This is a genomic window from Haloferax sulfurifontis, assembly GCF_014635105.1.
Lineage (GTDB): Archaea > Halobacteriota > Halobacteria > Halobacteriales > Haloferacaceae > Haloferax > Haloferax denitrificans.
Genome location: NZ_BMCI01000008.1, coordinates 63,218 through 88,534, shown reverse-complemented (window position 1 = coordinate 88,534; position 25,317 = coordinate 63,218). Strand labels below are relative to the sequence as shown.

The following is a 25,317-nucleotide window of genomic DNA, read 5'->3' as shown; positions in this document are numbered from 1 at the left end:
ACTTTGGGTCAACTGATGTGGTCTAACAGCACATTAGCCATATTGGTTGGTAAGCTATTTGTTCACTCGCCAAGGAGCACACAGTATGGCTGACCCCAGCCCGCCTCCGAATGCGGCGGAGATCATGGAGAGCGTGAACGATGCGCTCCAGGGGCTCAAACTAGAACCACACGAGACATCGGAAATACTGGGATTCGCCAACCGAGAACTCCCGCATCTCCATACGCCCGAGAATTCATATTTCATCCTGGGTAGCTACCGCGATCCATACCTTCGACGGCTCCGTATCGTCCAGAACGAACTCGACAAGCAACTCGGTACATACCCGTTCCTGATGGCCGATCTCCCGGAACTGGATCTCGACCGTCTTCCAGTCTTCCGTATCCGATTTACCCTCCTCGCCGCGCACGCCGACACCATCGTCGCGGTGTATGAACAAGACGCCGGAGGCGAAGTCACCGAACTCGGGAAAATCAGCACAACAGCGTACTTCGATAAATCGTACGTCCTCCCGCGGGACTACGTGTGGATGACCGACCAGAACCTCGACAGAGAAGCGGACGTCATCGCTGCTGCGGCGACTATCTACTTCAACGACGACCTCGACGAGGCTACTACCGAGCAGGAACTCGAATCGCTCATCACAGCAGCCACTACCAACGACATCGATCTTACACTATCGGACATCATTGACCGACTGGAGCAACGAGATGATAGCGAGCACGCCCCCGTCTCATACAGCTGGGTACACCTCAACGAATTTCGCCTCTTCGAACTCCACAACCGATGCTTCGCTTGGTCAAGCTCCGATGACCTCCGCGACATGGTGGGGGAGCTTTCGTAATACACGTCTAGTGACGAGCAAGACGTAGGAATGGGGATACCCCATTCCTGCAACTCGTCTGCAACCAGCATCTGATCCGACGGTGGGTATCCTCTCAACTGGGCTTAAGAAACGCGCTGCGTTCTGGTAACGCCTTGGAAGGCAAGAATTTCGCCTCGAAATTTCCGTAACCCCTCGTCAGAATCGGAATGACACGGGGCGGATTCCCAGCCAGTGGTGGGTGTGATACCGCCACGAATGATCAGTTGGAATATTCTTATGTGGCTCTGTTGAAATCCATCAACGTTGACATTGGAGAGAGCGCTCCTTCTGGCTAGTTTCCGTAGATCACAGTGAAAACTAGTCTCTCAAGAAATCGCAAGACGGCAAGAGGGTTTCAACAGAGCCTCTGGTCTCAATCCCCACGTCGACACGAACGCCGACCACGAACAGTTCGAGAAAGTGCAGTTCGCCAAAACAGCGACGTCGGCGGAGTGGCCCTCTCCCGATCTCTGGCATGGAAGTTCGTCCATTCAAAGTAGCAAACATACCAAACAACTGCCTTCCAATATACCAACACTAGTCCATGGCGAGTGGCACTATCGATATCGACGAGTTCGAAAACGCTGACGCCGACGAATTTGAGGAACGAAATGACACCGGGAAGATCGTGCTGTTCCTTGACGAGCACGGCGATCGAGCGTGGAAGGCAGCGACGATCGCCGAGCGGCTCGGGTTGGACACGGTCGCTGTCAGCGCGATCCTCTCACGGTTAAAGGAACGAGAGCTCGTGCGTCACAAGCGCCCGTACTGGGCGATCACAAGGCGGCGGACGACCAGTACGGTGAGGTGCGTCTTGCGGACCTCCAAACCGACGAGATGGAAGACGTACAGTGACGGCGTTCGAAGAACTGCAGCGCGGTGACATCGTCTGGGCGAGCGATCCCCTCTCGGAGAAAGGTCGCCCGATGCTCGTGCTGGGAACTCCTCGATTCTCGAACCGCGGTACCCAACTCAGGCCTGTTGAATCCGGTTCGCGATGATTTCGAGGGCCTCCCAGAGCACACCGACCGGCGCCGTCGCTACAAGCGACACTTCGTCGTAGTCGTACTCGTCGGTTGGTGACGCCCGCTCCTGATAGTGGAGGTGGCCGTCGACGTGTGGATTCGGTTCGAGATGGACGCCGCAGTCAAATCCCGACGACTCGCTATAGTGGATTTTGAAGTTCGACATGAGTGATGTCCGACGACGGTCGTCGAGACTCGTCTCCGGTGGAAGGTGAGGATCCGGCTGCCACGTCACCCGTAGCGATGCCGATTCACCATCGCACCCGAACTGTGCTGGGTCGACGTCCGCCTCAATTTCAGCATACTGACCGTCCGGGCTCCCCCACGCGGAGACGATGGCTGGATGGTGTTCGAGTTGCTCGCGCAGCGAGCGCAGAATCCGGTGACGCTTCTCAACGGCTTCCTGCGTCGACTCCCAACCGCCATCCGGCCGCTGTGGCTGGCGGCCGAACTCACTATCGACGGTAGGTTGCTCACTACCGTCATCATCTTCGCCCGCGTCGGTCATGCGGATGCCGGCGGACGGGCAGTATACGTCTCGTAGTGCTCGATCGCATCCCGAAGCAGCGAGAGTTGGTACTGTGCGGACTCCCAATCTGCCGCGATATGCAGCCGCTGTTGGGCGTCTTCGACCGAGATGTCGTCCGTGACGGACGCACGAAGGGACCTCGGTGACTCGACATCATACGCCGCTTTCCAGGACTCGATATCTGCATGGATGGCTGTTGCCTGTTGAGTGAGGTCGACTTCGGAGTTCTCTGCGACGAGCTCCTGTATCGCAGTCAGGCGCGTGTAGACCGGGTCCGGATAGTACGTCTTGCCTCGTGCTGACTCGTCGGTGACGAGCACACCGAGGTCGACGAGACGTTCGAGATGGTTACGCGTCGTCGGCTCAGAGACATGTGCTTCATCAGCGATCCAGCCCGCTGTCCGAGGCTCCGAAAGGGACGACGAAACCGACCGCACTCGGTCGAATCCCGTTGTTGCATCCTTCCACCGCGAGACATATGCTGGTTCGTCTTCACCATCGCGAGAGTCCGCCATGTCCAACACCACGTGGCGAAGGAATATAATATTTCCCACAGCCAAAATAATCTATCTCTCGTCGTCCCATAGTAGATTTCGAAAAACGAATCGGTTTGTGGGCTCGAGGCGGTGAGGCCGTTCGTCCTTCTCGCTATGTCACTCAGCCATCGCCGCGCGACCAGCGCCACATCGACAAAGACCTCACGGAATACCGCAAGAGCACGTATGTCGACCCAAACGGGCCGACCGACACCACAGATCTGTCCTGGACAGAGTTCTCGTCTTGGTAATCAACCTACTCTTTATTCGTTGGCTGTAAACTGTAATTAAAAACGAATCGTGTCACGCACCTCAAACCGCACCGACGCCGACATCGTCCGGGACTTCCTCTCGGTTGCGGACCTCCTCAAGCAGCCGCAACTCGCCCAGCTGTACACATATCTCGCCCAGGAGGGGGAGGCGACCGTCCAGGACGTGATGGAGGACCTCGAACTCGCCCAGGGAACGGCTTACAGCTACGTCAACCGGCTCGTCGACGCCGGCGTCGTCGACGTCACCGACGACGAACAGCCACGCCGGTACGCCGCTCGGGAGATCGACCTGACTGTGACGACGGCCGCGGGCGACCGCGAGTACACGATCGCGCCGGCGCTCATCGACGCCGTCGGCCGCCGCGAGACGGACGCCGACATCGACACCTACATCGACCGGCACGGTGTCGCCGGCCTCGCGACCGCGCTCACCTACGCCGTCGCTCGGGAGCGCGGCGAGGTGACCCACCGGCTGATGGCGGAGGACCTCGACATCTCCCCGCTGGCTGCGGAGATGATCCTCCAGGCGCTCCGGCCCGTCGTCCACGAGCACTACGACATCGAGGAGGCAGGGGCGGGACTCGACGAGTTGGACATCGACGGCGACGGCGCTGACGACGCGTGAGCCGGCTCCACATTGCCGACACCGGCCTGTTCGTCGCGATTGGACAGCCGTCGAACAGCCGGTACCAGGCCGTTCGGCGGTTCGCTCGCCGGAACGACGTCACCTACCTCCTCCCTGAACGAGTGTACGAAGAGCTGACTGGCGACGATCCGGATGTCGAAAACCCGCCCGTCGACGCCGCGATCAACGAGAGCTGGGCGACGGTTGCGGCGCCGCTCGAGTTCTCAGAGCCTGTCGTCTCGCGGGTGATGGATGGCGTCCAGCGGTACATCGCGAACGCAGACGACCGGCCCGCCGACGAAGTTGAGCGAGCGGACGCCGCCCTCGCTGCGCTAGCTGCCCAGCACCTCAGTGCGGGGACCGCAACTGGCGTGTACATCTACACGACCGATATCGCGGCTGGGGAGGGTGCTGAAACCGTACTCGGGAGAGGGGTACAGTGACTCGGTGACGTTCGTGAACGGCTCCCGATTCATCGAGGACTTGGTCGCCGTCAACAGCTAATGCTATTCGGGAGCAAGGTCACGGGCGTCGAGCTCGCCGGCGAGATACTCTCCACCCTCTCGTGTGATGTCGTAGACGCCGTTTCCGAGGTGGACGAGGAGTCCATAGGTAACGAGGGTCTTGCACCGAGCGTTGATGGCGAGAAAAGCGCACACGGTTGCTGTCCACCATCTCCTTCGGGGTGTCGGGGCCGTCGTCAGCAAGATGCTTCAGAATGCGGTCATCGGCGCGAGACATCCAGTCGGCGTCAAAGCGCAGAATCGCTCTTGGTTGCGCCGACGCGATCCCGAACGCGCTACCCAATGTAGAATCGTATCGCTTCTGTGGGTGACTCCTAACGTTTTAAACGCGAGCCAGCCTCATAGTAAGTGTACAGATGCAATCCCCACCAACAGGCAGTTCAGGTGGATCAAGCGACCTCCTCGTTGAAATCGTCGAGACACTGGAGGCATGTGGACTCGATGACGACGCCTATCAACTCCACGAGTACGTCGACCCCGGTGCGCTCGAACAGTTGATCGCTTCCGCCGATGAGACCATCGCTGTTCAGTTTACTGTCGAGGGGATTCCGCTCGGTGTCTCACCGGACGGTGTTGACGTCATCATCGAGGACGAATCGCAGTCCGTCGGCGAATAACGACTTGCGGTTCCGAGACAGGGATTGTTCCTGAAAGCCCTCGGCCGCTCGACGCCCCGCGACCACGTGAGACTGCGTCTCGCTTGCTCCCGTTCGCTTCGTCGCCGGCGCAGAGCGCCGGCTTCCAGCGGGACCGAGGGTCACGCACGACTCACGAGGACGCCGCTGCGCGCCTCACCCCTGCGGTGCCCTCCGGTTCCGCCTGAGGACTAGCGAGCGCTTCGCTCTCACGTCGCTTGCGGACCCCAGCGAGCATTTCGTTCGTGAAACCGTGTCGCAGTAACCGTTGCCCAGCCCGTTCAAACGGTGTTCCCCTACCGATGTGCAAGTTCTGCACATCCGACGAAACCGTTATGGGTCCATGTGCAGAATTTGCACATAGAATGAGCGCGAGTGACAAACCCCGACGGGTCCACTTCCAGTCCCCGGAGTACCTCGTTGAGCGTCTCGACGCGATTGCGGCACTCTTCGACAAGGACCGGACAGACCTCCTCGTCGAAGCGATCCGCGAGTACATCGAAGACACTGCCGACAGCGAAACGTTCCAAGAACTTGTGGCAACGAAGTACTACGACGACCAGCTTGAGTTCGAGACGGTCAAGCAGTTGGTCGGCGCTGAAACCGCCCAACGGCTCCGCCTGCTCAAGGCAGACCTCGAGGGCGAGCCATTCGATCTCGTTGCGCCCACTGACGTCGACATCTACGGCGACGACGCGACGACGGTCGAGACTGGTGACGGCGACGAGCGATGAGCAGGCTGCGACTGCGGACAGTCGTCGCCGACACGAGTGCGCTGGTCAGTCTCGCCGTCCCACGAGCCGACGCAGCCTACAACACCGACACGGCTCCGGATCCCCTCCAGTATCTGCTCACCTCGTGTGATGTGTTCGTGCCGCCAGAAGTCGTTGCAGAGCTACGTGATATGGCCCAGTACCAGGACATCCACGGCGCTGCAGCGTCCAACGTCCTCGCCGCTCGCACCCACTATACGGTCGACGACCCCTATGAGCGAGGCGACACGCCCGAGTCGCGACCGACGTTCGGCCTCGACGACGGTGAAACCGACGGCATCGTGCTCGCGAACGCCCTCGACGTCGACGGCTTTCTGACCGATGAGTTCGGCGGGACGAATTTCGCGCTCATCCATGCGGTCCTGCAGGGCCCGCGTATCGTCCCGACACCACGGTTGCTCTGTGATTACGCTCGCAACGACCACATGATTCTCGAAGAAGCACGGACGCTCATTAAGACGATTAGTCCACATCGGAGTTGGGAGAACAGCCCCTACGTCGCTCAATTGCTGGCCCTCTTGGAGTGAACCTACCCCGAGGTCAAGCCTCGGGCTTCCTGCTTCCACGACGTTGTCAGACGAAGTCTGACAGCCTGTTGAGGTTCCCTCGACAAACGCGCTTTGCATCCACCCGTGAAGGAGTGAACGTAGGGAGCGCAGTCTGCACAGGCGTTGACGAGAGTAGAGCTCTCGTCCGCACATCAGAATCGCACTAGTGATTCAGAGAAGTTCTGGGTGTCGGTTCAGAGAGATACACCGTGTTCGGTCCTGTAGGTGAGGAACTGGCGGCCCACTATACCCAGAACTTCCCTTAGGTACTAGGCGATTCTGAGGACGTTGATTCGGAGCGTCCCGCCCCTAACCGCTTGCGACCGCGAGAAAGAATGTTCTTCGCCGCGTTCAGCTCTCAGTCTTCCTCGTGGTCACACGCCGGACACGAGTGTTCCCGAACCCAAATCGGCTTGTCCGTTGCGGATTGATGTGAACATCCGCATTCGCCACCAGCCATGTTATTATATCGAACGGACGGCTATACTCGGCTATGTCATTCAGCGCGGACTGGCTCTCGTTGCTTGAAGAGTGCGACGCGCTTTCAGCAGACGCAACACTCATCACTCCGCTCACGGACAAGCGGTTCGAGATCGCCGAGAGCCAAGAGCACCGCATCATCATCGAGTTCGTCACCTCGGGACAGACACAGCCGCTGCAGCGCGAGCAGTTCGAAACGCTCGTCGACCGAATCCACGCTTCAGGTGGTGTCTTTGACCTTCAGCGTTTGCCGCCCGACGCAGAACCCTATGCAGCGGTACTGAGCCTGCATCCCCGCTACGAATGCAACGATCGGGATGGGACGATCACTGAAACTGACGACTTAGCGAGTTCACAGCTAACAGAACGCAATCCCCCCTCATCCACCGACATCCAGGAGCGTGCCGATCCCGATCTCGACATCTACGCCGATATGCTGCTCTTGATCGATGCGCTCGAGCGCCACGATCCGACGGCGCTCTCCGAGTCTGAGACGCCCGCACTCATCAACCTCTACACGCTGCTCTCGGATGTCCAGCGGAACGCTGGTGACCTTCGGCAGGCGGTTCGGGAGGTACTGCTGGATCGGCTCCACCACGACCAACCGGTTCACGGCCAGTACGGGTCAGTGCAGCGGACGAGCCGACGCAATCGTACGTTGAAAGCCGATGAGGAAGTCATAGCCCTGCTTGAGGACGCTGGGATTCCTCGTGAACGGATTCTGGCCGTCGATCGCAAGAAGGTCGACGACGCGCTCGAGGTGACTGACCTCTCCGAAGCAGACGTCTACGAAATCGAGGAGAGCGAGTACGTGCGGAAGGCTGATGTCGACGAAGAACGCAAGGAAACACGACTGCAAGGGTTGAAAGACCAGCTCGCTCTGAGTGAGAACCCCGACGCTGAGGAGCTGCGCCAGGAAGTTGAAGAACTCGAACAGCGTATCGAGGAGTTGACCGAGTTCAAACCCGGCACAGAGATTGGTTCGCGCTCATGATGTGCGCTACAAGAGCGTATTGCCAGTCGAGTGTCGTTACTGATTCGTATTCGCTGGGGCGTGCCCTGTCGCGTACTGGTCAGCCATATCGACCATATCGTAGACGTGAATCCCGGTTTTGAACCAGAGCACACGCTCGGCGACACTCCCGAAGTCTTCGCTGGCACACTCCAGCCGCTCCGAGACCGCTAGTATGAAATTCTCAGCCTCCACCTGCCGAATCTTCTCCAGCTTCGACTCCAAATACTCCGGCGTCCAGAAGCCGACGATCTCGAGGATCACCCGCCGCCCATCCGGATGTTCGATCGCGAAGTCCGGGATCATCACCTCGGCACCGAGGTCGAAGACGTCGTCCTCGCGTACGAGTTCCCAGTCCGTGTTCGCTCGCTCCCACTTCCGAGCGAGCGTCCGTTCGACGTCACTATCGAACCGCTGACCAGCGCTGTAGTGCGAATCGAGACCCTCGCTCTGGTCAAGTGTGAACTGCTGTGTCTCGTTAGTCGCCTCGTCAACGAGAATCTCGGCGGTCATCTCCCACCGCTCACAGAGGGGTAACGCTGGCAGGAAGTTCGCCATGCGAATCCCGTACTTCTGTGACTTCGAGAACAACGACGCTGGGCCATCCAGCACGGTCTCGTAGCCCGCAGCCAGATCCGTACTCGCAACGCGGTCGCCGTCGGCATCGATCGGATAGATGCGATGCATCAGTCCGAACAGCTTCACGTAGCTGAACACCGTCCCGAAGTGGTCCCAGACACGAATTCGCATCTCGGTGGCGTCGTAGAGGACCGCCTGAGCGAGCGCAAGATTGTAGCGGGTCAGCAGCCAGTCGACGGTGAGGTCGGTGTGCTCGTATTCCGCGGCACTGCTGCCCGTCAAATTCGTCGTCGACGTCGACGCATCACCGGTACTCTCGTATCGGTCGGCCGTCCGCGTGCCGATTCGGACGAGCCGCTTGTTGTCCTCGAGGTCGGCGTACATCCCACGGTAGCACTCTTCGAGCGAGATTCCGAGTTTGTCGGCAATCGCGCTATACACTTCCAGCTTCTGTGTGTCCTCACCGAGTGTCGGCTGGCGGACGATGGGATACCGCTCGTTGGCTTTCTCGAAGAGCTGCCGCCGAATCTCACGTGGGTCGACCGACGCGACGACCTCGAACTTGCACTCGTCTTTCAGGAGCTTCGCCAATCCTTGGACGATCTTGTAGTCGGTATCTGCGACGGTCAGCTCGTCGATCGCGTCTTCGAGCTCGCCCTTCGGCTCGTCGAGGTGGTCCTCGAACAGCTGGATGAGTTTCCGTGCCGTTTCGCGATAGCGCTCATCAGTTGGGTCGATGAACAGCGGTGTGATTGTCTCGTCGGTCGTGCGTGACCGGGCGAGGTTGGCGGTCAACATTACGCATTCACCCCCTCTCGACGGCGTTGCGAGACGTACGTCTCCATCGTGTCCGCAGCAATAATCTCGTAGAGGCGCGCTGGCTGTCGGTCGTCCGTGGGTCGGAGGATCCGCCCGAGTCGCTGGGCGTACTGGCGTTTCGAGGCGCTTCCCGAGAGGATAATCCCAACGTTCGCAGCCGGCACGTCGATTCCTTCATCAAGGACTTGGGACGTGACGAGCATCGCGTATTCCCCAGTTCGAAACCGCTCGAGGATCTCGGTGCGTTCGTCGGTCTTGGTCTGATGGGTGATGCAGGGGACGATGAACTCCTGAGATATCTCGTAGGCGAAGTCGTTGTTCGCGGTGAAGATGATTGCCCGGTCGTCGTGGTGGCGCTTGATGAGATTGTCGAGCGTGTCGAGTTTCTTCGTCGCTGTCCGGGCGAGTCGCTCGGCGCGCTGCTTGGCGATGAGTGCCCGTCGCCCCTCTGGGTCGTAGGAGGTGCGCTTGAGGAACTCCGTGTAGCCGCGTTCCTTCCAGAGATCGAAGTCGTGGCTGTCGACGTAGTCGCGATAGATCTGGTACTCCTCGTCGTACGTCTCGCGTTCGTCGGCCGTGAGGTCGACCGACATGTGGATCGTCTCGTACTCGCTGAGGTACTCGCCGGCGAGTTCGTCGACATGTTCCCGATAGACGACCGGCCCGAGAAGGTCCTCGAGGAGTTCGTGCTTGCCATCGGGGCGCTCGTAGGTCGCCGTGAGGCCGAGGCGATACGGCGCGATCATCATCTCCGGAATCTGCTGATAGGTCGGGGCTGGCAGGTGGTGTTCCTCGTCGACGACGAGCAAGCCGAACCGGTCGCCGTACTCGTTGACGTAGCGATAGGCGCTGTCGTAGGTGGTGACCGTGATGGCGGTGACGTCGTGGCTGCCGCCACCGAGGACGCCAATCGGCTGTGCGAGCTGGTCGCCGAAGGCGTTTGTGAGCGTGGCGTGCCACTGGTTCATCAGGTCGATCGTCGGCGTGACGACCAGCGCACTGACGCCCGCGTCGGCAATGGCCTGCAGCCCGAGGAACGTCTTCCCGCTGCCCGTCGGGAGGACGACGCTCCCCCGCCGGTCGTGGGCGACCCAGGCGTCGAGCGCGGCCTGCTGATAGTCGCGTGGGTCGATGTGGAGCGCCGGTGTGAGATCGAGGACAGGATAGGCCCGCGCAGCGTCTTCGAGAGTGTGAGCGAAGCCGTCCTGCAGCGTTGATTGCTCGTTTTCGTCCGCCCACACGCCCGCCCATTCGAGGAGCGGTCGATACCGATACGCCTGGGCGCGGTACTCGTCGACGCGGTCGTCCCACTCCGCATACGGGGTGTCGTCGGAGGCATCATGGAGCAGGAGGGTTCCGTCGTCGAATTCGATTCGCATTCAGTATCAAGATGGATGAGTTCGGACGGATTCAATCTGTGGATTGGACGAGGGTCGGTGAGACGTGGCGCTGTCTGTCTCTGGGGAGGGATGGTTCGAGTACGGACGCATGGCTCTCAGCGGTCGAGCCAGTACTGCCAGTCTGCGATCGCCTGTTCCGTGTTACTGTTGGCATCGACGGGCTCTAATTGCTCTAATGGCACGCCAAGTGTTCTGTCCATCCACACCACCGTTACGAACATCTGGCTGAGCGTTGGCTCAGTCGGGGACATTTCAATAACACGTACCGTTTCGCCCACATTCAGGGGCGATTCCGGTCGCTCGATGACACACCGTGCTTCGAAGGGAAAGTCCATCGTGTCGCCCAGATACGCGTGCCAGCCCATTGCCTGCTCTTCAGCACTGTACGTATCGACGGTGATCCGCATCTCGATGCGTTCGTCTCGCTCTTCGTCTCTCTCGGCTCGTGGCATATCCATCAGTATTCATTCTAGCCGTAAGATGCTCGGGACGACAGAAATCACTTGCCGACCGCTCCAAGAGGCGCTCACTTCCGCCCGAAGACGGACTTGAGCCACTGGACGAGATTAACCAACAAATGCGCGACAACGCTGTTCACTGTTGGTTAAGATGATGGTTGGGACCCCGTGATGACGAGTGTGGATCGCTCACGGCGTTAACCAGTCGATAGGAACTACCTATCCCTCTTGTCCCTCGGACGCATCTACATCAGCTAATCGGCGTTCGAGTTCATCGAGCCGGTCAGATACGGTGGATGGCTGTTCGAGAGGTCCTTCAGCGTCTAGAGCCTGCTGGTACAGTTTGACGGCGCGTTCCAACTCCTCGACTGTTGGCTCGTCAGCTTCATCGTGCAAGTAGCTATCCGCGAGTTTCTTGTACGCCCACGGATCCTCGGGGTAATCTCGAATGAGTGCCTCGAACTCGCTTCTGCTCTCGGCCAGTCGTCCCAGCTCTGTCAGCGAGTCAGCGACGAAGTGGCGAAAGTCAAGGAGTAGCTCGTCAGGTGCATCCGGAAACTGGGACCAGACTTCCCGACAGAATTCGAGGCGTCGCTCGTGATAGGTCGGATCGTCCGCTGCCAGGGTGGCGAGGTCGTTGTCGACCGATCGCAGGAATGCTTTGAGGGAGAGCACGTTCGGGAGGTGATCATCAGCCCCCTCGATCGTCGTGACATCGTCCGGCGTCACGGCGGCGATGATCTCCCAAGCACTCAGCCACTGTTCGCAGGCCTCGGCGTCGTTCCCCTTCTCACGGAGTTCTCGACCTTTCTGTATCAGGTCGTAGATCCGTTCTCGATAGGGGATGTCGGGTGCCCACCGGCTCCAGAGCACTTCAGCTGCCATCCAGATGAAATCTTGATCATACCCCGACGCGTTGACGTCGTGGTCGTCTTCCCACTGGTCAGCGAGTGTCATCGCGGAGTCAACCTCGGCCGCACGGTCACGGAACGACTCTTCGGTCGTGTCGATGCCGTGCTCGGCAAGTTTGTCTGTGATTTCTCTCGTCGATAGCGCTTGTACGTCATGTAACTCCCATCGCTCATCCGAATGGCGGTCGGTCGTCGGGGTCATGTGTACCGTTTCGTCCGTGACGTGCTGCTCGCGGGAGTCATCGTCGTCGCTTTTTTCGAGGTCGTGTTCGTCGACGTACTGGTCAACCCGCTTGGTGTCGATCCGACCGAGTTCGTCGTACTCATGGTCTTCATAGAGATGCTCACGAATATCGGACTCGTCCGCGAATGATTGTTCACAGTACGGGCAGTCAGGCATTGACTGCGAGTTCGAATAGGACGGTGAAAAAGAGCAGGGCAACTGGCTGCTCGTGGCCATTGCTAAGGGCGTTTCTCGTCTATGATGGCGGCCGTCTCGGTCGCTGCAATCGGTTCACGTTCCTCGAGGAATCTCTCGAGTTCAGCTGCATCGTACACCTCCTTGAGGATGCAGTAGTAGTGTGAGGGTGTCCCGAAATCGTAGACCATGCTGAGCCTGTCTCCGTCCCAAAGCGTCACCTGTTCGGCGACGTCAGTGATCGTTACCTCGCTTGCGTTGGTGTATGAGGGGTCTCTGACCTCGGTGAACTGGTGGTCCGGGATGATGTTGAGTGTCGAGTCGATGTATTCGTCTTCGAGCCCGTACATCCGAAGATGGAGGTCACCGAGCGTCGTGAATCGACAGACAAGAGCGTCGAGTTCCGCTATCGTCGTCTCGGGTCGGACGACGATGTCGTACCACTCTTCGCGGGCACGGCCCTTCTGCTTCCATCGCAAGCGATATCCGACTGTCCCGATGCGTTCGTCGACGTCATCACATTCGTGCTGTTCTCCTCGCTCAGCGTGCTCTACTACCGCTGTCCAGCAATACGAACATACCTCGTCCGGCGCATCACCTTCGAATGCCGTCTTGTCGAAACCTTTCCAGTCGGCGTAGTCCTGAAGCTCGATGTACTCGCTTGCGGGTGAGCGCGTACTCCGGTCACACAATTTTTCGCCCGGCAAGTCCTGTCGAGGTGCGTACGGTGACCTGTCCACTGAGTCTGCTTCTAGGTCGACGATGTGATCGACAGTGCCTACTTGGCTGACTTCGATGACGAATCGGTCTGTGATCTCTGTGTCAGTCATGGTCTTCGTTGTGCTATCGATCTTCAAACTCCTTGAGTAACTCTTCCAGCATCGGCCTGAGCTTGTACTTTTGATAGTGTTTGTCCCGGAGGTCCTGCACGTAGCCCCGCCACTCGTCGAGTTCGCCGGCAGCGTCGGCCGCGTTTCCGGCTGTCTCTAGCCAGTCCACAGCGTGTCGATACCGCTGTGATTTCCCCTCCTCAATGATTGGTTCGGCCTGTGCCTTGCAGGCGTCGATTGTCCACTGCGGGCGCTCTTCGTAGACGGCGTCGGCAACCGGATCGACCACCGTGTAATCCGAAAACCGGTCCACGATGGCGATGGCCTCGTCGTACTGTTCTGCGTACAGGAAGATCTCGACGTGGCGTTGTGCACTCCGCTGGGTGGTGTCTCGGTTCGCGAGTGCCTCCAGTAGTTCCTCGCGAACAGCCGGCCAGCCCTCGTCGGCGAGTTCTTCCGTCGCCTGGTAGGCTACAAGCGTCGGAGAGGCTTTGAACGCGGCGACAGCCGCCTCTAACGCCACCTCTAGTTCGCCCATACTGCTGGCTCGGTCGCGGAGCCACTCGGCCAGCGCTGCTTTCCCGCTGCCGTCCAGGGTCAATCCGTACTGAGCGATCTCCAGCGCTGCCTGCGGTCGGTCGTGACTCCGGAGAGTTTTGGCCAGCGTGAGCGAGTCGTCTGGTGAGTACAGGTTCTGCTGTCCGTACTCGATCGCCTCGTCGATACGGCCCTCCGCGACGAGCATCGTGACATATTCATCGGTCAGGTCGGTGGCCGCCGCGAGATTCAGATACTCGTCGATTCGATTCTGGCGTTCGAGAACGTTGAGGCGAGCCCGAATGACGTCCTCGGCGTACCAAGGATGCTCTCCGTCCCAGAGGTCCGCGTCACTGCTCCCGGACTTCATCACCTCCTGGATCGGGTCGAAGTCCCAGCCACGCTGGACGGCTGCAAGAGCGACGCTGTAGGGGGGTCGATCCGTATAGCTACTCATTTCGTTCTTCCAACCTCGGAGTTTCGCCTCCCAGTCATCGCGCTCTGAGTCAGCAAGGTCGGCTGTAAGCAGGGCTTCGGCCAACACTTTGTCGACGTCGTCGAAAAACTCGAAGATGGCCTGTGAGTCGTCGTACGAAAGCGCGAGCCACTCGTGGTCCATCAGTTCGTCTGCGAGCGGGTCAAGAACATCCAGTGCCGACTCGCCGTCGCTGGCTTCGATAGCAGCCCACGCTTGATCGAGCAGATCTCCTAGCTCCTCGACGTCAGTTTCGACTGCCGCATACGAATCACGGGCCCGAGACCCACGCCCGCCCGGGGGTTGGAGGACATACTGGACGTGCCGGCGAATCGAATCTCGGTTGATTTCTGGACTCTGGTCGCGAGAGTCGCCGCCTGCATCTTCCGATTGGGGTGTCTCGAGTCGAGATTCAATCCACTCTGCGAGGTCAGGCCGACGCTCGACGATGGCCACGAGGAGATCCCGAAGTTTCGCTGGATCTGTGTCGGCGACCAGTTCGGAGATAGGTGGGCGCTGGCTAACCTCGTCGGGATCGCGGCTGTACGTCAGGAGGACAGCCACACGATGCTTACAGATCCCGCCATGATCGTACGGGCAGGAACATGTCGTGTCGACGACACCAGTGTCATTGAGTTCAATCTGTATCTGATAGGGCTCGTACTGACTGCCTTCGACTGCTGCTTCGAGACAGTTGCCACGACGTGTGATCTCGCGGACGGCACCTTGCTCGTAGTACTTCTCACCCCGGTCATATGACTGCGGTCGCGCGAGGTTGCGGATGGCTGCCTCGGTGATGGTCGGTGCCTGTCCCATCGGTAGTCCTCTCTACGGTCTCTCTCGATAGAAAAAGCTGGGTCAGCGTCAGTATCGAGAGCCATCCGACAGCAGATTCGGCTCGGACATCAACGACGAGTCGTCTCAGTCGTCGTCAACAGCTCGTCGATGAATGCAGCGAAGAGTGATTCGGGATCGCGATCAGGCTCGGTCGGTGGTTCCTTCCAGAGTTCGACATCGAACTCCCGCGCTGCCGTCGGCTGCCCCTCTGTGGCGATGACCATGAGAATTGCTTGCTGATAGATCACAATCGTCCGGTGCTCGTCGACATCGAGATGTTCGATCTCGGCGGCCACCGTACAGTGTTGCACCGGATCGTCCTCGCCCGTCATAGCAGTCGATACCATCCCTCTGTACAAGTATACCCGGACACCCAGTACCTTTCTTTTCGATGAAACCACGGGAAACGGTGAGTGGAAGCGTGAGATTGGACCAGCTCAGCCGTTAACCAACGCCAGTAGGTTGTGCCCAGCAATTGTTGGTTAATGCGGTCTCGCCGTCATACTGAGATTCGAGTCGTTACCGGCACCACGACGCGTATTACCATCGAAAGCCCTCGGCCGCTCGGCATCCCGCGACCCACGCTGCGCGCCTCGTTTCACTCGGTGCTTACGGAGTCGGTGGACGACCGAAGCGGCCTCGCCCTTTCTGAGTCCACCAGGACAGCGGCTGTGTCACTGAGCGTCGGGCCCGGTTGAACGGTGTTTCTCTCCGGCCCGTCCCGCTCGCCGCTGCCGCCCTCCGCGTCGCTCGCGACCGACCATTTGTGGAGGGTTCGATGTGATTTCCGAGTTGGAGACAGTTTTTCACACCTGTGCTGAATAAGAGCACGAGTTTTGCAAAGCAGTTCGACTCGAATAGAGGTGGAATGCAGTGTCGAAGAGTTCTATGTACCCGCTCTTTTCGTGAGACGTGTTCCACGTGATTCGCGTTCACTCGGTTACGTATGGCATAATAATATGGATTATATTACTCCAGTTGGTTGAATGTAATATAAGATATTAGCCACAAGAGTTTCAAATCATAGACATCAAATTACATCTATGCGAAGTAAAACGATGATGAAGACGGCTGTCACCTCCACGGTCGGCTTGGTCACCATTCTTGGGGTACTTACTGCCCTCCGGGAGTGGAATGCAGAACCTCCGACAGCCATTCAATCAGTGCTCGTATTCGCCGGGATACTCATACTAGTTAGCATTTCGGCATATAAATCGTCTCAAGGAAGTTCTTTTTCTACCATTTGGCTACTTGTTATGGGCCCCTGCTTGGGGTTTAGTATCAACCTCTTTGTGCCGGTGGTGGCAGAGATAACATTATTTTCAATCCTTGCACCGCTTGCAACAGGGATCGTAGGTGCAACGATTATCGCTGGTACGGGGGTTTTAGTGAATGGCGGGCTCCAAAAAACCGGTCTTATACCTAACGCTCACTGAAATCCCCTCTTCGGAAAAGGCGCGAATCCACCGCAGGGAATACTCCAATTATCCGTTCTCAAGCACTTTAATTTGAGATGTTAAGGACACCATCAGATTGTGTCTATTGGGAGCACTCTCTAGTGCTATACCTCAAATTGTTCCGCCTCACATCCTAGCTAAGCGAAGAAACGCATGACTGCGGCACTTATCAGGACACCTTTTCGAAAGGCATCAAGACGTGTCGAGCGTCCATAACCCAGACACCTCACATATGTTGAACGGCGCCTCATCCGTTGAGACTGGTGACGTGGTGACGAAGGAAAAATCTCAAATTTGTAACTGGTTTGGCCAATCGTGTTCAGACGTAGATATAACTTTCAGTAGACGAGTCACTCTCTACAGAAGGATTCTATCAGCGGTTGATGCTCACGCTCGCAGCATACTTCTGCAGTCTCGTCGAGTACAGTCTCGAAGAGGGGGTGTTTCTCACTCCGGCGCTGGAAGTTTAACCGGTTGAAAGCCTCGGGAATCCCTGATAGAATCGCCCTGAGGTGCACGAATTGCTTGCTGAGGTGTACAAAGCATACCACGAGGAGTAGGCCAGAGCGAAGTTTCACTGCCCCATAACATCAACGACCAGACAATCGGGGGTTCCTATCGTTATTGATTGTTAACTCGGAAGCTCCAGTATAAGTCCGACCGCTAGGGTTTTGAGGTCTAAGGCCGTAATGATAGTTCTGGATAGTAGAGAAGACTTATACACAGCATCCAGACGCTTTTTGGGAATCTCATCCTACCAGTTGTGACTCTCCGCTGCCCCAATGGGAATCACCGACAATCAACCACAACAGAAGGTACTTAACAGCAGAAAAGACGGGTTTAGGGTTCGCTGAACGCTACCTTCTATTATCCGTTAGTGAGGGTGTCATAGAACAGTTCTCATACCAGAGAGCAGGGTGAACGCTGAGGTGGTATGAGCCCAGCGACCCTGCAAGATAATCCTACGGTAGAGACGTTCTTCAATGCCGTGGAGACGGAGACGCTAGCGCTGTTCGAGCATCTCTCCTTCGAGTTTCTCGAAGAATTCGACGTGTTCGCCCCGGCGGAGACGGGGCGAACACGAGACCACGAACCACCCGAGATGATGCGTGGGTTTCTGCACTGCTACTACAAGGATATCTACGGCATTCGTCCGGTTGCGCGAGAACTGAACAACACAGTCGTCTGGCTCAGCTGTGGCTTCGATCGACCGCCGTCGAGAGACGCGGTCGATCGTTTCCTCACCGATCTCGAACACGTCATCGACGAGATTTTCGACCACCTCGTCGAGCAGGCCGCCTTGCGGGGCCTGCTCGACTTGACCTACTCGATTGATTCGACAGACGTGAGAACGATGCCAGCCGATCAAGACGCGTCGAAATGCTACGATCCAACGGCTGAAGAGTACTACTACGGCTACGGCTGCACGATCGTTTCGACTGGTTCAAAGATCCCGATTGCAGCGGAATTCACCGAGAGCAAACAAGCGCCAGAAGAGACGGCGATGCGCGTCACGCGTGACGCGCTCGCCGTCGACACTCCGATCTGGATGCTTGGAGACAGCGCCTATGACACACTCGATTGGCACGACTACCTGCTGACCGCAGGAGTCGTGCCCATCGCCCCGTACAACGCACGCAATACCGACGATCCACTGGACATAGAGTACAGGGTCGAAGACCGTATCAAAGAACACAGCAAGGACGTGAAGTTGAAGCAATCGACGTTAGATGAGACGTACAACCGCCGGACAGGCGTCGAACGAACTAACGACGCAGTCAAGGACTGCGGCCTCGGGCACGTCCACGCCCGAGGCCGCGTCCATGCACGAGCACAAGTGTTCCTGTCGTTGTGTCTGCGTCTCGTTATTGCGATCACCAACTACGAACGAGGAGATAATCCGGGAAGCACGATCATCACGGTGTGACAAGAGTTCTATGACACCCTCTCTTCCTCAGCTAGCCGCACGTATTCGTTCAGAGAAGCGTTGCAGAGTGCATAGAATGATATGAAGAAGTAGATCGAGAGCTCGCGGCTGTTCTCGATAATGTCGCCGTGGGCGATCTTGTTACGTCTCTGCCTTACAGTCTCATCTAAGAAAGTGCTGAATACGCCATCAAAGAAGTGCGATATCAGACTACCCAGATTCTTCGTCTGGGTCCGGCCTCTTCCCGGCATCTTGAATTTCGTCTCATGATCCCTCTCGATAATCTCCCCGCCTGTTTCTTCCACTAAATCTCCCAGCACCCCCTCAAATTGGAGAACAATACCAGCAAGAAAACCTCTGTAATGCCCCTGCTCAAACTCCATCAATAAGTCGTTCAACAACTCACTCCGATCCTCAAAAAACCCGATATTCTCGAATGTATTCCGAGCCTTGTCGAGAAGCTCTTCCTCAAACCGTTCAACAATGAACTCACGGGCTGCTTCCTCATCTGACTCCAGTAACTGTTGAAACTCTTCAAACTCAGATGGAGTCATAAACCAGGACCATGCGAAATCATCTCTGGACGCAAGGTACCGGCGGATTGATTCCTTCTCACTATCACTCTCACAGCTCTCTATCAAGAGCTGGTTCAAACTGACCAGGTCTCCGTCATCCTCGGGAGGGAAGAACGGCTCCATACGGTTGAACAGGTCCTGGCTCAGGGCACCCTTGATAACGGGGATATCTCGTAGAGATCCAAAATTGAGCCGGTACCAGTCCAAGTCTATCGGATCGGCATACGTCTGGAAGAATTCCTTATACAACGGCGTATTCAATAGCCGAGCCAGAGAATCCCGTATCTCATCGGTCTCTGCCTGCAATCCGATCATAGCAGTATCAAACAACGCATCCTCAACCTCAACTCTGTAACAACGCTGGTTATCGAAAATCTTAGGGATAACCAGGTCTGGATTCTCGAACACACCCCGATAATCTACTTCGAATACCGGGCCCTCCTGGTTGTAGCGCCTTGGTTCATTTTCGATATACTCTGCCAATTCGTTGTGGCCATCCTCTCTCAATTCCTCTACTACATTAGCTTCAGTAATCTCTACTCCCTCTGATTCGAGTTCGTCCGTGTAGGACTGGAGATCTAGAAGGTACAGATCAATGTCATCAGAGGTGATAGCCCTGATTTCGCTGGATGGGTTCTTGATTACCGGTCGGAAGAACTTGTCATCGATACCGGAGTCCTCTCGTTCCTCTTCGCTGAAATAGAAGAAGTCGTTGTTTCCTGTACTGAGCCCGCTTCCTGCCTCGACACCTGAGAGATCGCCGAAACGAGTGAAGCCGTCAGAAGTGATGATATCATAGATAGGCGGGTTCGACAGGATCCGCACCACGTTCCTAGCTTCCAAATCCTCGTGGGACGCCTTTACCAACTCCACGTTGTAGGGGTTGTAGCGATTCTGGAGTATCATGTCGAGCGGTTGCTCGAACAATCCCCGAGCGTTCTCAGGTAACTCCGTCTGATTGAATTTCCCAATCCCTGTCTCACGTACATCTCGTGGTCTATCTTCCTTGATTACCGTGAGCAGTACCAACTCCGTGGAACGAGCACTGCCTATCGGACCAACAGGCAGTTCAATTACCCGGTGGATCCCGCAGCTTTCAGTCAACTCCTCTAATAAGCCCTGCTTCAATGCACTTTTCGGAAGCAAGAACGCCCCTCTACCACCCTCTTTCAGGTGTGAAACAGATTTAGTGACAAAGGCTGCTGAAGCGATCTTTCCTCTGCCAGGAGCCCATTTTTGGATCCTTTCACGTCTTTCTGGGCTGACGTGGAACAGCCTTCCCATGGGCGGGTCGCCAATGACCGCATCAAACTTCTCCGCCTCCTCGCCACCTGAAGATGTCCCAGGTAGTTGCCATTCAAAGAAGTCTTGAGTAACTATTTCGGCGTTCTCATTCTCTTTTAGCCTGTTACGGGCTAAATCAGCGTATAGTGGTTCGATTTCGATGCCTACCAATTTCGAGCCTTCTGTGTATTCAGCGGCTTTTTGCATTAGAGATCCTGTTCCCGCAGCGATATCGAGCACTGAATAGTCCTTCTCTGAAACGGCCCAACCCGCCATCAGTTCTCTCAGAGGCTCCGGAGTGTAAGGCGGCAAATAGCCTGCATCAGCAAGCAAATCCATCATCTCAAACGAATCTATCTCTCTGGAGCTTCCTTCTCCGGTAACGATCTGGGTTAGCAGTATGCTGTGGTCCGTGGAGTCCGAAAGTTCGTACTGAAAGAATCCCTCCTCACTGAGCTCGATAAAGCCGTTTTTAGTTGCATACAGCACATTGTCCGTGTCTTCCGGCTCTCCCTCCGCCGAATGGAAACGATCTGTAGGGATCACCCGGAGAGACTGGTCCTCCAGCTCGACGACTAAACCGCCTCTATCAAGCGTCGCAGATAGTACCTCAGAGACCGACTCCAATTCCTCAGAAACTGAATGAAGATCTATTTCCGGAGACCGCTCACGAATCATTATTGTCACAGTTTTCGACACCAACTCTCTTCAGCGTTAGGTCAATCAAGGGGATACGAACCAGCTTCGAACAACAACACCACGGGCTTAGAAAACAGGTCAGAAGCAGCTTTGACCGCGTCTCCCCCAGCATGTTCGTGCCCCGCCTTGCGTCGGACCTCGAGTGTCCAGACGAAATCCGACAGCGGGCCCGAACCCTCGCGGAGGAGGCCGAGGAGCGTGGCGTCACGACCGGCGTCCATCCAGCCGGGTTTGCAGCGGCCTGCCTCTACAAGGCCGGTCGCGAGGAGGGGCAATGGCTGACGCAAAGTGACGTCGCGGAAACAGGGAACGTCACGCCAACGACTGTCCGGACGCATCACGAGACGTTAGAGGAGCAGGTAGCCTGACAACGCACCTGCACACCTACTACCGTTAGATAATTTTCCCAGAAAACTATTTGTTTCTAGACTGCGTAGCATCCAGTATGACCGAGACGTGGGACGACGTCAACGAGCAGGTCAAGGCGGACTGGAAAGACGACACTACTCCGTTCGAGCGAGTGTACGAAATCGTCGAACAAACCCACGATGGGCAATCGGCAGCCGAGATTGCCGAGCGGGCCCTCGTGAGCGAGCCGACAGCACGTCGCCACTGCAAGGCGCTCGTCAACACCGGGTTCGCAGAAACCGAACTGGACGGCCAAACGACGCTGTACAAGCGCAACAGCGACCGGGTGTTGATGTCCCGAATCCGTGAGCTACGTGAGGAAGTTACTCGACCCGAGTTGCTCGACAGCATCCAGGAGATGAAGGCCGAGATCCGGCGCTACGAGGACCGCTACGATGTGGTCTCACCCGAGGAACTCGCCCAGCAACTCGACGCCGGCGAGACGGACGGCTGGGACGACCTCACCGCGTGGCGCACGACGCGGCAGAATCTCGCCGTCGCCCAAGCTGCACTCGCCTACGACGAGGCCAGCCACCAGCTCGCTGTATGAACGGTAACGACCGCGCCGGCGAGTTCGGGCCGATCTATCTTCCGGCACTTCAGCGGATTCGTGACCTCTGGCTCGAACTTGAGCCGCTCGTCGACGAAACGGCGTATGATGATGTCGTCGCCCCTACGGAACTGCAGATCAGTCTCAGCGATGGATTGGGCGACGCCGAGAATGCTCGGCTCGATATCCAGTGGAGCGAACTGGGGATGTATTCGTTCCACTACGTCGATAGCAACGACGTCAACTGGCGCTTCGATCGCCATCCGAACACACACTCCCCCGAGATCCATTTCCACCCGCCGCCCGAGGCCACGACGACGGACGCCGAACCGTCCTGTATCGACGTGACCGAGGTGTCACTCGTGACGCGTGCCGTCCATGCAATGTGGCGAACAGCGTACGAGGATGATGCACTGGATCGGCTGAATAGTGCGTCAAACCCACCGTAAAGATGGATGTAACCGAGGACGCAGTCCGGGACATCTGCACGGACGCAGTCTTCGAACGCGGCGAACGATACCGTGAGGAGGGCCGTATCCACGGGATTCACCGCATCGACACCACTGTAACCGCAGTCGTGAGCGGCAGCCGTCAGTACGATGTCCGTGTTGACCTCGCCACCAACGGGTTTGCCCCGTGGTGCGACTGTCCGTACGACGGGCCGGGAGCATGCAAGCACGTCGTCGCCGTGTTGCTTCGGTGTGTCGACGACCCACCTGCAGACGAAGGCGATCGACTTGACGCCACACTTGACGGTGCCGACGCCGACCAACTCCGTGCGTTCCTGCGTGACGAACTCGCGACCAATACGGATCTCCGTGATCGGTTTCTCGCCCGCGTTGGCGAGCCGACGAGCCAGTCGGTCGACCAGCATCGCACCGCGATCGACCGGCGGTTCGAAGAAACGAACCCTGAGTACCCCGTCGTCTTCGAGCCCATCGACTTCACGCAGTGGTTCGATCTCGCGAGCGAGTACCGCGAGCAGGAGCGGGACGCGTCGGCGGCGACCGTCTACCGGGCACTCGTTGAGTCGCTCGACGACAACATGGAGCGCGTCGACGGCGCGTACGACCACTTCTCGAATGCGTTCAGTCGGGCACTCGACGGGTATGTCGACTGTGTCACGACCGCAGAACGGGACGCTGATGCAATCACTGACGCCGTCGCATTCCTCGACGAGCGGGCGACATCGGGAACGCCGCTCCTCGCGGAACATTTCGAGAAGGCCGCGGTCGAGCTTCGAGAGAAGCTGGGCGAGCAGTCCGACGAATAGCTGTGTCGCCCTATGACACCCGCAGGTTCGACGACCGCGAAAATTAGTTTGTGTCACGGTCAGCCACATCGATCATCTGTTCGCGAGGGGCTTCGACATCCGAGTAGAGTGCCAACGCGTGCTTGATGAGTCGGCGGTTTTCCTGGTACTCCTCCCAACGTCCAATACCGTCGCGGCGTTCGCGAAGCTCGCCACTTGCGAGGTCGCCGTCGGCGAGCGACTGTTCGAAATCTTCCCATGTCTCGACGTCGTAGGTCGCCTGCCACTCCTCGATCTCCTCGGTTATCGCGACCAATTCGTTCCGCAACTCCTCGCGCGTGTTCTCCTCGATGAGCGTGCAGATTTCCTCGAAGAGCAGTCGCGTGTAGTCCGGCTGGTAGCGCGTCGTCTCGCCGGCCTCGACGCGGCGCAGCTGGCCCTGGTCGACGAGCGCCTGGTGCTCCTCGTTGGTCGTGCTCCAGGCGGCGCGGCCTGCTCGCTGATCTAGTTAACCGACCGGGGTTCACGAAGTATCGGTTCAAGGCCCACGAGTCGATCCCGGATGAGGCGTGGACGGGACAGCCGATCTGGAAGTGCCGGGTGTGTGGCTCTGATCGCTACGGCCCTAGTCTCGAGTAGCACTAGTACTGGGTATTGATTAACCAACAGCCTGCGGGTATCACCGAGTTTCGTTGGTTAAGATCTTACCTCCTCCAACTCCGACGCCAGTCCCGGTTGGGAGTCTTTCCGCGCCGGCGAGCGGTGAGGCGCTTCCGATGGACCAACAGTTCAAGCAAGGCTACCGGATGCACCGTGTCCTCAGCAATCTCAACCGGCTCGATGTCGACCGGTTGGACGAGGCGGATCGAGAGCGAGTCGAGACCGCGAGAGATCTCTTGGAAGAGGTGAGCTTTCTCATGTGGCCGGGCGACGGAGCCGGGGCGGACGCCCACGCAGACTCCTAACTGGCGTCGCGAGAGCAGCTCACCGACATTTGCGTATCGGAACACCGAGCCGGCGCGCGAGCCGTCCTGCATCGAGCGCCGGACTCCGACCGGTACAAATGGCGTGGGGCAATCCTCGTCGACGGGAGAGAACGAAAAGATACCCGAAGACGAGCAGTACACCGATCGCAACAAGGGCGATGTTGGTTTCATCCGAGACCGTGATTTCGGACATCCATTGGCGAACAGAACGGACGAACTCAGTCAGCATTTTGCCTAGGAGTGAAAGCTTCGATATGACATCCTGCACGGGCACTATTCGTGTAATCGTTCGCCAATGGTATCTTCATTAAGCACGGTTTCGGATAGCGAAGCCCAGAGTCCCATTAACAAGGAACGGACTCAAAACCCAATCTGGGTATCAATGGTATCTGGGTATCCTCGACGAAACACGGGTATCACGATGCCCCAAAGGGCGGAAAAGAACGTGGTCATAGGCACGATGTAATCGTCGCGCCCACCTCCTCGTCTGTAGCTCCCTTCCCCACCCCTGCCCTTTCCACTACGGAACCCGACACTATTAGGAAAGATTGATAGGACAACCGTAGCAAAAACTGAATACGAACGGTTGCGGGACGTCTTCGGACCATGAATCAGATCCCTCAATCGTACATACGCGGGGAAGCAACGCAGAGGTGGCATGGGCTGTGAGCAAAGAATGGGAGCCAGAGAACGTGTTTGACATCCTCGGGAGCGAGGTTGCTCGGAAAATTCTTGCGTTAGCCAGCCTCAAACCCCTGTCAGCAACCGAACTTGCCGAACACTGTGGGGTCTCGGAGCCAACGATCTACCGACGGATTCACGCACTCCAGGAATACGATATGCTGGACGAACAGCTGGAACTTGACGATGAGGGCCATCACTACAAACGATTCAGAACGAGTCTCAAGGAGGCACGGTTCCAGGTTGACGAAGGACAGTTCGATATCGATATCCAGCTCAAGAAAGACTACTCTGACAAGTTCACGGATTTCTGGAACGACCTCGAAAAGGGAGCAAAAGAGGCCTCAAACGATACGAACACAAACTCTCGTCACCGTGATAGTTCGTCGTCTGATCTCAGTGGTGGATAA

23 protein-coding genes and 9 pseudogenes are annotated in these 25,317 nt (G+C 57.5%); 19 read left to right on the top strand and 13 right to left on the bottom strand.

What is annotated here, in order from left to right; all coding sequences use genetic code 11:
- Positions 1-85: 85 nt before the first annotated feature.
- From IEV64_RS18365 to IEV64_RS20065, 3 genes and pseudogenes are all read left to right on the top strand, one after another.
- Positions 86-844: a DUF8170 family protein gene (locus IEV64_RS18365; RefSeq protein ID WP_188424902.1), complete on the top strand. Its 759-nt coding sequence runs from the start codon at positions 86-88 to the stop codon at positions 842-844.
- Between the two features lie 565 nt (positions 845-1,409).
- A pseudogene (locus IEV64_RS18360) lies at positions 1,410-1,720 on the top strand (MarR family transcriptional regulator).
- Positions 1,717-1,839: pseudogene (locus IEV64_RS20065) on the top strand (PemK-like protein); the annotation flags it as partial. The pseudogenes IEV64_RS18360 and IEV64_RS20065, both read left to right, overlap by 4 nt.
- Here the strand turns inward: IEV64_RS20065 and IEV64_RS18355 are convergent.
- Together IEV64_RS18355 and IEV64_RS18350 are read right to left on the bottom strand one after the other, a co-directional pair.
- Positions 1,838-2,398: a hypothetical protein gene (locus IEV64_RS18355; RefSeq protein WP_229722742.1), complete on the bottom strand. Its 561-nt coding sequence runs from the start codon at positions 2,396-2,398 to the stop codon at positions 1,838-1,840. The pseudogene IEV64_RS20065 and the gene IEV64_RS18355 sit on opposite strands and share 2 nt — an antisense overlap.
- Positions 2,395-2,934, bottom strand: coding sequence for a DUF7342 family protein (locus tag IEV64_RS18350; RefSeq protein ID WP_188424899.1), 540 nt, complete (start codon positions 2,932-2,934; stop codon positions 2,395-2,397). The genes IEV64_RS18355 and IEV64_RS18350 overlap by 4 nt, the downstream gene beginning before the upstream one ends.
- 321 nt (positions 2,935-3,255) lie before the next feature.
- Between IEV64_RS18350 and IEV64_RS18345 the strand changes: the two genes are divergently transcribed.
- Together IEV64_RS18345 and IEV64_RS18340 are read left to right on the top strand one after the other, a co-directional pair.
- On the top strand, positions 3,256-3,852 hold the full coding sequence (locus IEV64_RS18345; protein ID WP_188424897.1) for a DUF7437 domain-containing protein: 597 nt from the start codon (positions 3,256-3,258) through the stop codon (positions 3,850-3,852).
- Positions 3,849-4,356, top strand: a pseudogene (locus IEV64_RS18340) (PIN domain-containing protein). The gene IEV64_RS18345 and the pseudogene IEV64_RS18340 overlap by 4 nt, the downstream one beginning before the upstream one ends.
- A gap of 2 nt (positions 4,357-4,358) precedes the next feature.
- Here IEV64_RS18340 and IEV64_RS20060 read toward each other — a convergent pair.
- A pseudogene (locus tag IEV64_RS20060) lies at positions 4,359-4,614 on the bottom strand (MarR family transcriptional regulator).
- Between the two features lie 118 nt (positions 4,615-4,732).
- Between IEV64_RS20060 and IEV64_RS18330 the strand changes: the two are divergent.
- From IEV64_RS18330 to IEV64_RS18320, 3 genes are all read left to right on the top strand, one after another.
- On the top strand, positions 4,733-4,993 hold the full coding sequence (locus tag IEV64_RS18330) for a HalOD1 output domain-containing protein (protein ID WP_008094347.1): 261 nt from the start codon (positions 4,733-4,735) through the stop codon (positions 4,991-4,993).
- Between the two features lie 383 nt (positions 4,994-5,376).
- The gene (locus tag IEV64_RS18325) at positions 5,377-5,745 is read left to right on the top strand and encodes a ribbon-helix-helix domain-containing protein (RefSeq protein WP_004968236.1); all 369 of its coding nucleotides are present in this window, start codon (positions 5,377-5,379) and stop codon (positions 5,743-5,745) included.
- A complete protein-coding gene (locus IEV64_RS18320) occupies positions 5,742-6,311 on the top strand; it encodes a hypothetical protein (protein ID WP_188424895.1) in 570 nt (189 codons plus the stop codon). Before IEV64_RS18325 ends, IEV64_RS18320 begins: the two co-directional genes overlap by 4 nt.
- A gap of 283 nt (positions 6,312-6,594) precedes the next feature.
- Here IEV64_RS18320 and IEV64_RS19890 read toward each other — a convergent pair.
- Positions 6,595-6,777 (bottom strand): annotated as a pseudogene (locus IEV64_RS19890) (RNA-guided endonuclease TnpB family protein); the annotation flags it as partial.
- Positions 6,778-6,825: 48 nt separating this feature from the next.
- Between IEV64_RS19890 and IEV64_RS18315 the strand changes: the two are divergent.
- Positions 6,826-7,806: a DUF7983 family protein gene (locus IEV64_RS18315; RefSeq protein ID WP_188424893.1), complete on the top strand. Its 981-nt coding sequence runs from the start codon at positions 6,826-6,828 to the stop codon at positions 7,804-7,806.
- A gap of 36 nt (positions 7,807-7,842) precedes the next feature.
- On the opposite strand, the gene IEV64_RS18310 is transcribed toward IEV64_RS18315, so the two are convergent.
- The 7 genes from IEV64_RS18310 to IEV64_RS18280 form a co-directional block, all read right to left on the bottom strand.
- Entirely contained in the window at positions 7,843-9,201 is a 1,359-nt protein-coding gene (locus IEV64_RS18310) for a DUF790 family protein (RefSeq protein ID WP_188424892.1), read from the bottom strand.
- Positions 9,201-10,601 (bottom strand): DEAD/DEAH box helicase, encoded by a 1,401-nt coding sequence (locus IEV64_RS18305; protein WP_188424890.1) that lies wholly within the window; start codon positions 10,599-10,601, stop codon positions 9,201-9,203. The genes IEV64_RS18310 and IEV64_RS18305 overlap by 1 nt, the downstream gene beginning before the upstream one ends.
- Positions 10,602-10,717: 116 nt before the next feature.
- Positions 10,718-11,074, bottom strand: coding sequence for a calcium-binding protein (locus tag IEV64_RS18300; RefSeq protein WP_188424888.1), 357 nt, complete (start codon positions 11,072-11,074; stop codon positions 10,718-10,720).
- Between the two features lie 225 nt (positions 11,075-11,299).
- A complete protein-coding gene (locus IEV64_RS18295) occupies positions 11,300-12,391 on the bottom strand; it encodes a tetratricopeptide repeat protein (RefSeq protein WP_188424886.1) in 1,092 nt (363 codons plus the stop codon).
- Positions 12,392-12,453: 62 nt separating this feature from the next.
- Positions 12,454-13,239: a hypothetical protein gene (locus tag IEV64_RS18290; RefSeq protein ID WP_188424884.1), complete on the bottom strand. Its 786-nt coding sequence runs from the start codon at positions 13,237-13,239 to the stop codon at positions 12,454-12,456.
- Between the two features lie 13 nt (positions 13,240-13,252).
- Positions 13,253-15,067: an SWIM zinc finger family protein gene (locus tag IEV64_RS18285; protein ID WP_188424882.1), complete on the bottom strand. Its 1,815-nt coding sequence runs from the start codon at positions 15,065-15,067 to the stop codon at positions 13,253-13,255.
- An 89-nt stretch (positions 15,068-15,156) separates the two neighbouring features.
- On the bottom strand, positions 15,157-15,420 hold the full coding sequence (locus tag IEV64_RS18280; protein WP_188424880.1) for a hypothetical protein: 264 nt from the start codon (positions 15,418-15,420) through the stop codon (positions 15,157-15,159).
- 711 nt (positions 15,421-16,131) lie between these two features.
- Here IEV64_RS18280 and IEV64_RS18275 point away from each other — a divergent pair.
- On the top strand, positions 16,132-16,524 hold the full coding sequence (locus IEV64_RS18275) for a hypothetical protein (protein WP_188424878.1): 393 nt from the start codon (positions 16,132-16,134) through the stop codon (positions 16,522-16,524).
- A gap of 955 nt (positions 16,525-17,479) precedes the next feature.
- A complete protein-coding gene (locus tag IEV64_RS18270) occupies positions 17,480-18,472 on the top strand; it encodes an IS5-like element ISNpe16 family transposase (RefSeq protein WP_015298782.1) in 993 nt (330 codons plus the stop codon).
- Between the two features lie 8 nt (positions 18,473-18,480).
- Here the strand turns inward: IEV64_RS18270 and IEV64_RS18265 are convergent, their stop codons facing one another.
- Positions 18,481-21,009 (bottom strand): HsdM family class I SAM-dependent methyltransferase, encoded by a 2,529-nt coding sequence (locus IEV64_RS18265; protein WP_188424876.1) that lies wholly within the window; start codon positions 21,007-21,009, stop codon positions 18,481-18,483.
- A gap of 116 nt (positions 21,010-21,125) precedes the next feature.
- On the opposite strand from IEV64_RS18265, the pseudogene IEV64_RS18260 reads away from it, so the two are divergent.
- The 4 genes and pseudogenes from IEV64_RS18260 to IEV64_RS18245 form a co-directional block, all read left to right on the top strand.
- Positions 21,126-21,398: pseudogene (locus IEV64_RS18260) on the top strand (transcription initiation factor IIB family protein); the annotation flags it as partial.
- A gap of 77 nt (positions 21,399-21,475) precedes the next feature.
- On the top strand, positions 21,476-21,988 hold the full coding sequence (locus IEV64_RS18255; RefSeq protein WP_004971385.1) for a winged helix-turn-helix domain-containing protein: 513 nt from the start codon (positions 21,476-21,478) through the stop codon (positions 21,986-21,988).
- Positions 21,985-22,437, top strand: a complete 453-nt coding sequence (locus IEV64_RS18250; protein WP_188424874.1) for a toxin-antitoxin system TumE family protein — start codon at positions 21,985-21,987, stop codon at positions 22,435-22,437. Before IEV64_RS18255 ends, IEV64_RS18250 begins: the two co-directional genes overlap by 4 nt.
- 2 nt (positions 22,438-22,439) lie before the next feature.
- The gene (locus IEV64_RS18245) at positions 22,440-23,261 is read left to right on the top strand and encodes an SWIM zinc finger family protein (protein ID WP_188424872.1); all 822 of its coding nucleotides are present in this window, start codon (positions 22,440-22,442) and stop codon (positions 23,259-23,261) included.
- Between the two features lie 43 nt (positions 23,262-23,304).
- Here IEV64_RS18245 and IEV64_RS20055 read toward each other — a convergent pair.
- Positions 23,305-23,804 (bottom strand): annotated as a pseudogene (locus IEV64_RS20055) (DUF7342 family protein).
- Between IEV64_RS20055 and IEV64_RS20180 the strand changes: the two are divergent.
- From IEV64_RS20180 to IEV64_RS18230, 4 genes and pseudogenes are all read left to right on the top strand, one after another.
- Positions 23,766-23,879: pseudogene (locus tag IEV64_RS20180) on the top strand (biosurfactant protein 1); the annotation flags it as partial. The pseudogenes IEV64_RS20055 and IEV64_RS20180 overlap by 39 nt on opposite strands.
- Before the next feature lie 137 nt (positions 23,880-24,016).
- Positions 24,017-24,205 carry a DUF8012 family protein gene (locus IEV64_RS18235; protein ID WP_042664918.1) on the top strand — a complete coding sequence of 63 codons (189 nt, stop codon included), beginning with the start codon at positions 24,017-24,019 and terminating at the stop codon, positions 24,203-24,205.
- A pseudogene (locus IEV64_RS20150) lies at positions 24,204-24,331 on the top strand (DUF7568 family protein); the annotation flags it as partial. The gene IEV64_RS18235 and the pseudogene IEV64_RS20150, both read left to right, overlap by 2 nt.
- Positions 24,332-24,891: 560 nt before the next feature.
- Complete coding sequence (locus IEV64_RS18230; protein ID WP_188424870.1) at positions 24,892-25,317, top strand: ArsR/SmtB family transcription factor; 426 nt, start codon at positions 24,892-24,894, stop codon at positions 25,315-25,317.